At 38.6% G+C, this 12,160-nt stretch carries 14 protein-coding genes, 5 tRNA genes, 1 rRNA gene and 1 other RNA gene; 4 read left to right on the top strand and 17 right to left on the bottom strand.

What is annotated here, in order from left to right; genetic code table 11:
• Positions 1-141: 141 nt before the first annotated feature.
• From ELX58_RS00785 to ELX58_RS00770, 4 genes are all read right to left on the bottom strand, one after another.
• Complete coding sequence (locus tag ELX58_RS00785; protein ID WP_133441282.1) at positions 142-1,335, bottom strand: DUF4145 domain-containing protein; 1,194 nt, start codon at positions 1,333-1,335, stop codon at positions 142-144.
• Between the two features lie 106 nt (positions 1,336-1,441).
• Entirely contained in the window at positions 1,442-1,747 is a 306-nt protein-coding gene (locus tag ELX58_RS00780; RefSeq protein ID WP_133441281.1) for a hypothetical protein, read from the bottom strand.
• A 26-nt stretch (positions 1,748-1,773) separates the two neighbouring features.
• Complete coding sequence (locus ELX58_RS00775; RefSeq protein ID WP_133441280.1) at positions 1,774-3,378, bottom strand: SdiA-regulated/phytase-like domain-containing protein; 1,605 nt, start codon at positions 3,376-3,378, stop codon at positions 1,774-1,776.
• Positions 3,379-3,416: 38 nt separating this feature from the next.
• On the bottom strand, positions 3,417-4,145 hold the full coding sequence (locus ELX58_RS00770) for a CAP domain-containing protein (RefSeq protein ID WP_133441279.1): 729 nt from the start codon (positions 4,143-4,145) through the stop codon (positions 3,417-3,419).
• 99 nt (positions 4,146-4,244) lie between these two features.
• Between ELX58_RS00770 and ELX58_RS00765 the strand changes: the two genes are divergently transcribed.
• The gene (locus tag ELX58_RS00765) at positions 4,245-4,868 is read left to right on the top strand and encodes an NAD(P)H-binding protein (RefSeq protein ID WP_133441278.1); all 624 of its coding nucleotides are present in this window, start codon (positions 4,245-4,247) and stop codon (positions 4,866-4,868) included.
• Between the two features lie 82 nt (positions 4,869-4,950).
• Here the strand turns inward: ELX58_RS00765 and ELX58_RS00760 are convergent, their stop codons facing one another.
• The 3 genes from ELX58_RS00760 to ELX58_RS07800 all read right to left on the bottom strand — a co-directional run bounded on the left by ELX58_RS00760 (position 4,951) and on the right by ELX58_RS07800 (position 6,497).
• Positions 4,951-5,862 carry a GH25 family lysozyme gene (locus ELX58_RS00760; protein ID WP_133441277.1) on the bottom strand — a complete coding sequence of 304 codons (912 nt, stop codon included), beginning with the start codon at positions 5,860-5,862 and terminating at the stop codon, positions 4,951-4,953.
• Positions 5,863-5,963: 101 nt separating this feature from the next.
• Positions 5,964-6,305, bottom strand: coding sequence for a hypothetical protein (locus ELX58_RS00755; RefSeq protein WP_133441276.1), 342 nt, complete (start codon positions 6,303-6,305; stop codon positions 5,964-5,966).
• Between the two features lie 36 nt (positions 6,306-6,341).
• Positions 6,342-6,497, bottom strand: a complete 156-nt coding sequence (locus ELX58_RS07800; RefSeq protein ID WP_162614578.1) for a hypothetical protein — start codon at positions 6,495-6,497, stop codon at positions 6,342-6,344.
• 221 nt (positions 6,498-6,718) lie between these two features.
• Here ELX58_RS07800 and ELX58_RS00750 point away from each other — a divergent pair, with 221 nt between their 5' ends.
• Both ELX58_RS00750 and ssrA read left to right on the top strand, forming a co-directional pair.
• On the top strand, positions 6,719-7,441 hold the full coding sequence (locus tag ELX58_RS00750) for a class A sortase (protein WP_133441275.1): 723 nt from the start codon (positions 6,719-6,721) through the stop codon (positions 7,439-7,441).
• A 45-nt stretch (positions 7,442-7,486) separates the two neighbouring features.
• Positions 7,487-7,744, top strand: a transfer-messenger RNA (tmRNA) gene (gene ssrA, locus ELX58_RS00745).
• A 106-nt stretch (positions 7,745-7,850) separates the two neighbouring features.
• On the opposite strand, the gene ELX58_RS00740 is transcribed toward ssrA, so the two are convergent.
• The 5 genes from ELX58_RS00740 to nadE form a co-directional block, all read right to left on the bottom strand.
• A tRNA-Leu gene (locus tag ELX58_RS00740) sits at positions 7,851-7,936 on the bottom strand.
• Positions 7,937-7,994: 58 nt separating this feature from the next.
• Entirely contained in the window at positions 7,995-8,870 is an 876-nt protein-coding gene (locus ELX58_RS00735) for a GHMP family kinase ATP-binding protein (protein WP_133441274.1), read from the bottom strand.
• 8 nt (positions 8,871-8,878) lie between these two features.
• Positions 8,879-9,316 carry a SprT family protein gene (locus ELX58_RS00730; RefSeq protein WP_133441273.1) on the bottom strand — a complete coding sequence of 146 codons (438 nt, stop codon included), beginning with the start codon at positions 9,314-9,316 and terminating at the stop codon, positions 8,879-8,881.
• A 44-nt stretch (positions 9,317-9,360) separates the two neighbouring features.
• Positions 9,361-9,780, bottom strand: coding sequence for a hypothetical protein (locus tag ELX58_RS00725; RefSeq protein WP_133441272.1), 420 nt, complete (start codon positions 9,778-9,780; stop codon positions 9,361-9,363).
• Positions 9,781-9,794: 14 nt separating this feature from the next.
• A complete protein-coding gene (nadE, locus tag ELX58_RS00720; protein ID WP_133441271.1) occupies positions 9,795-10,625 on the bottom strand; it encodes an ammonia-dependent NAD(+) synthetase in 831 nt (276 codons plus the stop codon).
• Positions 10,626-10,804: 179 nt separating this feature from the next.
• Here nadE and ELX58_RS00715 point away from each other — a divergent pair, with 179 nt between their 5' ends.
• Positions 10,805-11,467 carry a WecB/TagA/CpsF family glycosyltransferase gene (locus ELX58_RS00715; protein ID WP_236747682.1) on the top strand — a complete coding sequence of 221 codons (663 nt, stop codon included), beginning with the start codon at positions 10,805-10,807 and terminating at the stop codon, positions 11,465-11,467.
• A gap of 100 nt (positions 11,468-11,567) precedes the next feature.
• Here the strand turns inward: ELX58_RS00715 and ELX58_RS00710 are convergent.
• The 5 genes from ELX58_RS00710 to rrf form a co-directional block, all read right to left on the bottom strand.
• Positions 11,568-11,639: transfer RNA gene (locus tag ELX58_RS00710), tRNA-Gln, on the bottom strand.
• Positions 11,640-11,645: 6 nt separating this feature from the next.
• A tRNA-Tyr gene (locus ELX58_RS00705) sits at positions 11,646-11,730 on the bottom strand.
• 98 nt (positions 11,731-11,828) lie between these two features.
• Positions 11,829-11,901: transfer RNA gene (locus ELX58_RS00700), tRNA-Thr, on the bottom strand.
• A 50-nt stretch (positions 11,902-11,951) separates the two neighbouring features.
• A tRNA-Asn gene (locus ELX58_RS00695) sits at positions 11,952-12,024 on the bottom strand.
• 6 nt (positions 12,025-12,030) lie between these two features.
• A 5S ribosomal RNA gene (gene rrf, locus ELX58_RS00690) occupies positions 12,031-12,147 on the bottom strand.
• Between the last annotated feature and the right edge of the window lie 13 nt (positions 12,148-12,160).

The following is a 12,160-nucleotide window of genomic DNA, read 5'->3' as shown; positions in this document are numbered from 1 at the left end:
TCTGATTTGGTACTCTGATGATCAATTATTTTAGTAAGACCATATAGACACCAAAGAGCAATCAAAACGTCAATTACGCCAAAAAAGACCAGGTTCCTAGTATACGCTTCAATTAGAATTGACATCGTGTTCAGGCCTTATCTATTTACCTTGAATAATTGTAAAGCTCTTATCTCTCACTCTACTCTTTTTACTGTGACGTGTCGAACGCCGTTGGGTATGACGTGAACGAGATTGCTGATTACGTTCTCGAGAACGGGTCGATCTACGATAATTGTTGTTACGATGAGTCTTTCGGTATGAGTTTGAGTTACGTTGGTTGGATTTACGATTATTTGAAGGTCTGGATTGCTTTCGATAGTTATTACGCTTTGGTGTCGAACTATTTCGGCGGATATTTCGTTTCTGATTGGACCGACGATTGTTTTCACGACGTGAATTATTTTGGTTGCGTCGATGGTTATTTCGATGTTGTTGATGGCCACGTGACGCATTAGAACTCTTAGATCGGTTAGCATTATTAGAATTATGCGAACTATAAGACTTGTGCGTATTACGTGAACGGTAATTTCGGCGTGAACTCTGAGAATTTTCATCAGACGGATAATAATGCGGCTGATAATTTAGCTTCTTAGCACTCCGAATAACGCTCTTTTCAAGATGTCGACTAAGGTGGTCTTCAACGTAAGTATCATGAATGACCATGCGAATTAAGCCAATAATTTCTTTGGCACCCTTAACACTGACGTTCCCAAAGACGTTATCAACGTTCTGGGTTTGATGAGCACCAATATTACCAAGTCGACGAATTGAATCGATTGCTTGCCAAACTCGTGGATTACTCTGTTTATGACGAAGCTGATCTAAATCATGATATAGATCCCCTTCTTCAATGTGATAGAAGTCCGCGATAATTTCTTCTAAAATTCGTCGGGCAAGCATCGCAGCTGAATTAGGACTGACTTCATAAACTTCGTTAGCTTCCTTATAATCCTGACGAATTTGGTCAGGGACGTAAGTCGGAAGCGGATCAGCATTAAACCGGGGATAAATATTAAACACGTGATGGTGCTTATATTGATCACCGATTCCAACGGCACGGACCGTGATCCGATGACAGTTCGGACATGCTGACATTTCAAGTCGTAATAATTCAGGATGCTGCTGTTTTAATTTCGGGCTAGCGGCAACGTTTTTACCAAGTGGATAAATTTCTAAACGGTTTTTCATTCGCTTCAAATAGACGCGGCTGTCAACATAGGATAAATCACTTCGATAAAACGTGGTCCCACAAAATGGACACTTAATGTTATTACTAACGGGTCGTTTTACCATATTTTCGCCTCCCTTCAGTTGTGTTAACAAGTTAATTTTAACATAATCTAAAATTTAAAATTTTGAAATTAACAAAAAGAGCTCGATAACGGGCTCTTTAGATAATTTATTCCTGATTAAAGACACGACGCTTTAATTCAGATAAAGAAACGTTTTCATAACTATTATCGTCATAAAAGGCGTCAGTATAAAGATCGTTCAATTTGCGTAATGTTGCCATGGCTCCGGTATATTCACTAGCACTAATCTGGTGTTCAGCAACCTTTTTAAGTTCATTCGTCGCAACTTCACCATTGATGATGCCATACTTGCGAAGAAACTGGGGATGTTGATATAACCAGTTATTAACGTCAGTGTAGACTTTCGCAGTCTTCAATAAATGTTTAGCTGTTTTCAATAGGGATTGATCCATTGGTATTTATTACTTCTTTCGTTAATTTAGAACTGTAAGTGACGGTTATAATTAGCTCTCAGGATTTCTGGTGAACGGCTAACTAATAGGTACCCATTACCGAAACGATCGAAGGACAAACCTTCAAATTCTCGAGTTGTATTAAATTGGGTATTCCAAACATCAGATGTCTTCAAATGACCTAAATATTTAACAGGAACGGAAGTTACAGATTCGTCACCTAAAATATAAAGACGATTATTCTTTGGGTTATAAGTTAATCCCTGAATTACGTCACTTGGAGCATAACGTAAAGCCTGTTCAATTAATTTCATATGGATACCACGATTATTAATTAATCCAGCAAAAAATTTCAAGGCACCGGGCGTAGCAAAACTACCATTCCCTGCTTCAGTAACGCTATAAGCATTCCCTTTTCGATCAAAGGCTAAGTCATCCCCGATGGTCGTATTACCAAAATGGAAATTAATTCGTAATTCTGGTAACAAAGTACGTGGATTAATCAGACTTACAGCAGTCTTAGTCCTTTGGCCTGTTATATTATTTAATAACCATAATTGGCCAGTCTTTGAATTATATGCAAAGCCCTGGCCATGGCCCCCGTAAAAGACAGGGCCAACTTTGATATTCCGATGAGCAGCCTTTAGATTTTCGTTATAATCTTTTACATGTTTGCTTAAATCAATTCGAATGATTTGAGTGGCACCAGGCTTTTTAAAGGCACTCGTACCAGTTGAGTTATCACCATTAATATAACTAGCTGGTGTTTGTTTATCCTTATCGCTATCATTATTATGGCTAGACTCATAACTATTGGTCGCATTCGTAATTACATATGCATAATGACCAACAATCACTAAACCTTGTGGAGAATAGAATTGATTCATGATTCGCTTATTATTTAACTTTTTTGGAATAAATGTCACGCGATGAAAAGTTATTGTGGAACCATTTTGTGTTGTCCCTGTAATTGGTGTGCCAGTTCTGGCATAATCAGGATCTCCATACTGACCGGAACTTTGGAAATTAGCTGGTTGATCATTTTCAACATACTTAATTTTTTTACTGTAATGATTAACAGCGGATTTCTTTTGGTTAATGATCTTTTCATGAAACCGAGCTAACTTTGGTGCTTGATATTTCACAGTCCGTCGCTTTTTAGCCCTTGGCTTACGGACGTTTCGCTTGTTTTTATTATTACGGTTATTCCGGTTTTGTCTCGTTACTCGAGGGTTATTCTGTTTATTCTGTCGACGATTCTTTTGGTTTTGACGATTAACCGGTCGTTTCGTATTCTGCCGTTTTTGATTATTTTGCTTATTATTTGGTTTCTTAACGGATTGCTTATTGCTACGATGGCCACGACGTGAACCAAGTCGAATTAATGCATTCTGATTATTTTTAACGGTTCGCAAATTCTGGTAAGTATAATGATGACTTACTTGATTCTTAGGCATTACGACTGATGATGATTTAACCTCATGACGATTATTATTCATCTGGGTTGTCTGTGGCCGTTTGGTCGTTTGCTGTTGAGCCTGATTAGTGGCAGCGTGAACGTTAACGTTCATCAACATCGCAGCAGAACACGCAACGATCATCGCTAAAATCTTAGAATTCAAATGCTTCATATTTTTTAAACGCCTCTTGAATTATTAGTACCTAATTTTTACTGGTAAAGTTCATAGGCAACCACGACTTTATTATCTTTAGCTTTATCAATGTAAGCCGTGATCCCAATCAACCGGTTCTTAGGATCAAGTAAAATCTTACGATGACCCCAATGTGATCCAGCATCATGATAAATCATCCCGTTAACCGCACTGTGAGCAACTTGAACTGCCGTATTATCAACGTCACCGACCTGTTCCGATAAACATTCGGATAAGTGAGTCCGAGCGTTAAGATAACTTGGACTGACGTGTAATTTAGCGGCATCAACCGCACTTAATGCCTGTCCGGCACGATTATAATGGTCAAAGTTTTGATTAGCCTGAACAGCACGCAATGACGCCACTTTATTCAAGGATTGATTTAACTTTAAAGCTGGTAAATGCCGTTTTGATCGTTCTTTATTAATATTACGAAACGCCTGCATCCGAATATCATTAAGGTAAGCCGTTTTATTTTTAGAATCAAAATAGCCATGATAATGAATCGGGTGCTTAAGTACAACCTGATGAGTTTCTCGTGATACATCACCAGGTGCCTTTAATTTAGGTAAACGATGTTGCTTTAATATAACGTGTCGACGAACCTGTGGCTGAAATAGATTTGGGATCCGAAGGTCATCCCGGTTAGCGTATTCATCGGCACCAACGATCACCAATAAAATAATAACTAGCGTAAACCAGAATTTCTTCATATTACGATAACCTCGACTAAATAGATTTCTCATGTATCATTATACCTTGTTCGGAGTCGTTAGCTAATTATTGATTTAGTTTTAATCCCGCCCGTTTTCAGCTAGAATATAGTTAGCAATAGGAGGATTAACATGAGTAAAAATCGTCAAGTTAAACCGAATCAAGATAAAGATGTTATCCACACCGTGTTAATGATCGTTAATCCAAGCCCTGCCACCATTCAACTTCGGAATCGAATCATTAATCAACGAAATTCCAAAGACCGGGTTGGTATCGTCACAGAAAAGCCTGGTACTCTTAACGCTTCATCAACAACTCGAGAAATCATCTTTAACGTTAATTTAAAAAATGAACCAGCATTATCTAAATTAATTCAATCCCAAGGTTTTGATACCGTCTACATTGATTTAAAGCAAGCCAATCCTGATTTAATGCATAACATTATGGAAGCTGCATCGGGAACCCAAGTCAACCGGGTTATCTTAGCTCTAAATGATAATGACAAGCCTAGTGACGCGCAAGTTAATAAAGCTACTGAAATCGTTAAACGAAGTGGCATTCATTACACCATTATTCGTCGGGCTAAACTTAATCGTTATGACCTTATTAGTTACCAAGTCGTCAACAACGCTCAACCGGTAAGTGACAGTAGCGTTTCGCCGTCAAGTGTTGCTGATTTAGCCTATCAGATTATTGAACACCCCAATTTACATAGCAACGTTGATTTAGGAATTGCTCAATTACCATATAAATAAGAATTTTACATAACATTCAAAAAAGACGATCAAAGTAAAAACTTTGATCGTCTTTTTTATTATCTTAAATTTAATTACTTAATTAACCGCGAAAGGCGTGACCATGACGAGTTTGGTAAATCTTCATGGCTTTCTTTTCGGTGCGTGATAAACGATAGTCACCACGTTTAAATTTACGGCCGATCTTGGTCATTTCATGATGGTACTGTCTAAGGTTGAATGTTGCAGTCCGTGGAGTAACCTTGGTGATTGATTTAGCTCTTCTAGTTTTAATGGGTTGAACAACACCGTTGCCATTGGAACCAATCCAAAAGCTTAACGGTTTGTTACCCATTAATTTAGAGGCATCAAGCTTTTGACCTAATGCTTTACTGTAATGAGTACTTGAATATTGCCAGAGGTCATATTTATGACCAATAATTGGTTTCTTATAATAATATTGAGCAACCCAAACAGCATCATAATGCTTAAGAGCTGGACGTAAGTACTGATTTATAAAACTAGCGCCACTATAAAGAACAACTGGCTTAGTAGTTAATCGTTTCATCTGATCAGCCCATGCATTAGTAGCCGAGACAATCCGAGAACCAGCATTATTTTGTTCAATATCATTAATATAAAAGTTAGCTTGTGGGGCTCGATTATATAATGTAGAAGCTTCGTTACGAGCCTGCTGATTATTATGGTAAAGACTGTAACTATAAACACCGTATGGAACGTTATTCTTATTCATTTCGTTCATACTGTGCTGAAATTGAGCATCTTGATAACTTGAACCTGCTTGAGCACGTAAAATTACGAATTTAACTTCATTTTTTAATCCTTGAGCTTGACGATCATTAATTCGACCTTGATATTGCGAAATATCATAAGCATCAGCTTGACTAGCGTTTACTTGAATATGGTGACCACTAACGAAATTGCCACCAACTAATAACGTAACAACTAATACTAGACTCATAATAAGGGTCTTTAGAATATTTCTCGATTTCATTAAAAGCCTCCCGTTTACATTATTTATAATAGCATAGAAACGGGACTTTAAACCTTGCAATATAGTTTCATTTTAGTTACAGAGACATTACCTAATATTACTTATAATTGAACTAAATCAGGGTTAACTTTATAGCAGACTAAGCCCTTACCCAACGGCAAGTTCTCGGAAGTAATCATGTGATGTTTTTCTAAAATATCTAAGGTTTTGTCAACCATTGATTCAAGACTAATGTTCGTATTTAAGCGAACCCCAGTTAAACGGGCCTTTTGAATTCCAGACTGGATTAATTGGGCAACCGGAACTTTTGAAACGTTGTTACCGTCCATATGAAGAACCAAAATTGCAAAGGCCCCGGAAGCGTTAATGCCATGCTGAATATCATCTAATTTAGACAGAAGTTTTAAAGCGTCTGGATTCATCTTAACGTTATTATTATTCATCTAAATCAACTTCCTTAATTACGATCTTAAGAACATTTACTTACTAAGTTTAACCCAGCCCTGCTTCTTGGCATCGTAAACATAGGCCACGGGATTCTTTTGCATTAAGTGACCTTTTAACCAGATGACGTTGTTAATGTCGACGTTTTTAGCAATTACAGCACGCTGATTATTCGGGGCATAATGATTCATAATATCCGGGCCATACTGGCGAAGATCAACGAAGCCACTTAGTTTCCATAAACGTGGGTTATTAGAACGACGAAAATGCGATCTTAGAATAATTACCGCTCTTCTTTCTAACGATTATCTATAATCACATTATATCATGGCTATCTGGCTACGCTACAACCCTTTCAGATCTAGTAAATGTGATAAACTATATTTCAGATTATTAATGAAAGGAATTAAATATGAATTCACATCCTTCAAAATTTAATTTAAGTCGATGCTTAAAGTGGTTATCAATCCTATGCTTTATCCTAGCGATTGGCTGCTTTGCTTATGAGCCCGTTAAATCACACCTAGTCAATCACTACCAGGTTCAGGTCAATCGTCAAACCGTTAACCAAGGCTTACGCCACAAGTCGAGTGGCTACGATATGAGCAAGGTTAAACCCGTGACCATGAGTCAGGTTGTCAGTGCTAGAATGCATGCTAAACATTTACCTGTCATCGGCCAAATCCTAGTCCCATCCGTTGGGCTCCATTTGCCGATTGGTAAGGGTGTTGGCAACGAAACGTTAATGCTGGCTGCTGGGACCATGAAAGCTAACGAAAAAATGGGCCAAGGTAACTATGCCTTAGCGGGACACCACATGATCAATAAATCAGCCCTTTTTACACCGCTTTGGTTTCACGCACATAAGGGAACTCAGGTGTATATTACCAACATGAAAAAGGTATACGTTTATAAAATCAACGTTCGAAAAGTTATCAGCCCCTATGACGTCAACGTCATTAATAATACTAAGCAACCAATTTTAACGTTAATTACCTGTAACGACAGTGGTAGTAAACGGTTATTACTGCAGGGACATCTAAGAAGAACCGTTTCAATTAATCATGTTTCACCGGTAATCCGCAAAGATGTTCAAGCAAGGACTAATAATCACGACGTCTTGAAAGGATATTAGCTGACAGAATTATTAAATATGATATAATAAGGTTGTAGTCATTATGGGGATGTTAAGGATTCGACATTCAGCCCTCAGTAGTACTGCGTTCGTTAGGCGTACGTATAAGCGCACTTTCTTTGTTTAACTGCAAACAATAATCAAGCTATCGCTGCGTAATTTAACAGCGCTCCTGTACTGATGACACCGGATAGTTAGTACAGTATCATATGCCGGCTGTTGTTGATGTTTCGATTTGCATACGACGTGACGGTGCTATAAAGAGTTGTTTGGACACGGGTTCGATTCCCGCCATCTCCACTAACAATTAAAATAATAAAAGGCCAAACGGAAATTTCCGTCTGGCCTTTTTGTGTAAAAAAATAACCATATCTAATGATTAGATGTGGTTATTTTACGTCTTATGTTATGCAGCCAAGAAGACTCGAACTTCCATCGGGAAAAATCCCGACGAGATCCTTAATCTCGCGCGTCTACCAATTCCGCCATGGCTGCATTATTTCTTTGACGGTTATTAATATAGCAGAGTTCGAGTCATTTTTCAAATAAAAACTTATTCGCCACGAACGGTGGTACCGTTTCGATCGATTCCTAATACTCGGATAGCACCCTTTAAACTTGCGTCATCACTGAGCCGATCATGAAGTCGATTTAATTCAATTCGTTGACCAAAGGTAATGATTAGCGGTCCCTGACCATTCAGATAAGTACCATAAATCCCTAACTGATGCGCCTGATTACGAATCACCTTTAGATCATGAAGACCGACTTTTCGATGATGGGCTTTAATGGGATCTTTTTCCATCATCATGGAAGCCTTTGTCCAGCGGTTATCCATAACGGCAGCAATCAAGACGTTTGAAACATCAATTGATTGGATCATTTCAGATAACGTAACCTTTTTAATTGGCGGAACAGAATGCTGCTTACTGTTGTAGTGAGGAATGATGTACATTAATGCGTATACTTGAGGCATATGCGTTTTGACCGTCGAAACCCGCTTGCCATTCGCATATGATGCCGTCAGATCACCTAAGATTCCGGAAGCAACACATTCCGGATGACCCATCAATTGATTACCAATGTTGATCTGCTGATCCAGGGTTAAATTCATGTGACCCAGAACGTTCGCAATTTTAATTCCGGCAATGATTGAAGCGGTACTGTGACCTAAACCATGAGCTTGCGGAATATCTGACATAACGGTTAACTGTCTTGGCGCAATTTTCGGGTTAATCCGTAAAATCGTCTGAACAATTAAATTATTAGCGTCATGCGGAATTCCTTTTAACGAATGGTTAACTCGCCAACGATCGGTCTTTTCTTCAACGATTACGGTTGAATACAGAGCGAACGCAATCCCCAATGAATTGATTCCGGCACCTAAATTCGATGACGTAGCGGGAATTCTAATCACAATCTTTTTCATTCGGTGACTCAGCTTTCTAATTTCAACGGTCCATAACAATAACTACATACGTATCGATGAGTATCTAAATGACGGTGTCGCCAGTAAATGCGACCACACTTTAAACAACGATATTTTAACCAGCGAACATGCTTAGGTTGCGGTGCATATCGGCTACCACCAACCGCTCTTAATAATTGCTTAAATTCAGGTGTATTGTGACGACCGGAATAACCGGCCAAGTGAAGATGATAATGACATAATTCATGCTTGATCACGTTAATCAAATTAACGATTGAAAAATCATTTAGCATTCTTGGATTGATGTCAATATCATGCGACTGCAGATAATAACGACCACCAGTTGAACGTAACCGTGAATTAAATCGAGCGTGATGACAGAACGGTTTAGCAAAGTATCGTAATGATACCTCTTCAACCAACTGTTGTAACTGGTTATTAGTCATTCAAAATTCATCCCCATCGTTATATACGTATGGAGCTAGAAATCTCACGCCATAATTCGATGAATCCAGGAAACAACTTCGTTAACGTTTTTATCCTGGTCCTTTTCAGACTGGTTAAACTTTTTAACGTCAACTTTCTGGTTATCTGAATCAAGGCTGTCGGTCATATCTTGGCAGCTCTTTACATATCGAGCATAAGCCGTTTGAAGTGACATGCTTGGCCCAATGACTTTAACGGGAGCGTGTGCTTTCTGAAGCTTTTGAGATAATTTTTTATATTCATTAGTCCCAGATTGAAAGACCTTTTTAGTTTGATCTAAATCAATTTTAGAAAGGTCCTTATCCGCTAAAGCTTTTTTAAGTGGTGTAAAGTATTTCTGTAGCTTCCCACCAATTTTATTCGTAGTTTCGATTAGATTAACGATTACTGGTGCGTAATCTGACATTCGAGCAATTTTATGCATAATATATCTCCTAATTATTTCTTCCAGAAGGTTGAGTAAACGTTAATTGGCATGTGACGTTTATGTTCGGTCTTCTTCCACCAGCCTTCAATCACTTCAGCTGCGTGATCACTAACTGGACGGCCTTCTAAGTAAGCATCGATGTCTTTATAACGAACGCCCAAGGTGACTTCATCAGGTAAGCCCGGATGACCATCTTCTAAATCAGCGGTTGGTACCTTTTCGTATAAGTGAGCTGGTGCCTTCAAGACCTTTAACATTTCTTTACCCTGTCGTTTATCTAAACGCCATAATGGGGCAATGTCACTGGCACCATCACCAAACTTAGTGTAGAAACCAGTTACGGCTTCGGCGGCATGATCAGTACCGACAACGACACCTTTGGTTTGGCCGGCAATTGCGTACTGAGCGACCATTCGTTCGCGGGCTTTAATGTTACCTTTATTGAAGTCGGAAATCTTGATACCGTTCTTTTCAACAGCCTTAACGACTTCATCTGTCATGGACTTAATGTTGACACGAACAACCTTATCGGCATGCATATAATGAATGGCTTCCATAGCATCACTTTCGTCAGCTTGTTCACCATATGGTAAACGAACGGCGATGAATTGATAGCTGTCATCCCCGGTTTCTTTGCGGAGTTCAGTTGTCGCCATCTCACATAATTTACCGGTTAAGGTCGAATCTTGGCCACCGGAAATTCCTAAGACTAAGGTCTTTAAGAACGAGTATTTCTTTAAATAATCTTTAATAAAGTCCACACTGCGACGAATTTCCTGCTTCGGGTCAATTTCTGGCTTTACACATAATTCTTTATCTATTTTCTTTTGTAACGGACGCATTGTTAATCACCCCTATGATTAATCATTGGCAACGTTTTATTCATTAATATTTTAGCATTATTATTAAGTTAGTTTGAAATTTTAACCTAGTTTAAAATAAGGAAGTTTTTATTATTATTCATCGAACCCGAATTCTCGGCGTTAATTTTGTTAATACGTCCTTTAAAAAGTTTACGGATGTGATTGAACAACGAATTCAGCATCATCAAAACACGTTTATCGTAACCGCAAATCCAGAAATCGTGATTTACGCTAATCAACACTCTAGCTATAATCAATTAATTAAACGAGCTGATTATATAACACCTGATGGAATTGGCATTGTTAAAGCGGCTAAGATTTTAAACGATCCAATGCCAGGTCGCATTTCAGGATTTGATCTCTTTGTTCAATTCCTAAAATGGGGAAATGAACACCACAAGTCAATTTACTTATTAGGATCTCATCAAGCTGTAATTGATGATTTAATCAAGGTTATCCATCACCGTTGGCCTAATTTAGCTATTTTAGGCTCACATAACGGCTATTTTAGTGATTCCCGCGCAATTACCAAACAAATTCAAGTTAAGCAACCTGACATGGTTTTTGTCGCTCTAGGTTATCCAAAGCAAGAAGCTTTTATTAATCGATATCGTAAGTTAAGTAACTCCTTATGGATTGGTATTGGCGGTAGTTTTGATGTGTTATCAGGACACACCAAACGAGCACCACAATTTTGGATTAATCACCATGTTGAATGGCTTTACCGCTTACTTAAGCAGCCACAAAGAATCGGAAGAATGATGTCATTACCACGGTTCTTAATTGACGTATATAAACAAAAAATGACCAAGCCAAAGTGACTTGATAATTTTATAAATTTAAATTCAGTTTTAATTATTCGAATAGTTTCTAAAAAAGACTGACAATTAAGTCAGTCTTTTTTATATCTTATTGATAATATTGGGCTAGCTGGGTTCGAACCAGCGCATCTCGGGATCAAAACCCGATGCCTTACCACTTGGCTATAGCCCAATAATATGGACGGGATAGGATTTGAACCTATGAACTCGTAAGAGAGCGGATTTACGGTCCGCCGCGTTTAACCAGACTTCGCTACCCGTCCAAAATATATGAATTATCATACTTTTTGCATGACAAATATTATATTAAATGGTTTAAAGATTTCAGTCAATATTTTTAAGAAAATGACTTAAATCCTTATGCCGATTGGCAGATTCGAACTGCCGACCCCTTGTTTACGAAACAAGTGCTCTGCCAACTGAGCTAAATCGGCATAATATAAAAGTGCTAACCATAACAGCTAGCACTTTTACTTTAGGTCAACTCCGGCAGGCGGGCTCGAACCGCCGACACTCTGATTAACAGTCAGACGCTCTGCCAACTGAGCTATGCCGGAATAATCGCGTGGCAACAACCTATCCTCGCAGAGGGCGATCCCTCAACTACTTTCGGCGCGCGGAAGCTTAACTTCTGTGTTCGGCATGGGAACAGGTGTATCCTTCCGGCTATCGCCACCACACTATATTTTCAAG

The organism is Acetilactobacillus jinshanensis (genome assembly GCF_004359375.1).
GTDB lineage: Bacteria > Bacillota > Bacilli > Lactobacillales > Lactobacillaceae > Acetilactobacillus > Acetilactobacillus jinshanensis.
This window is presented reverse-complemented; position numbering and strand designations above follow the sequence as displayed.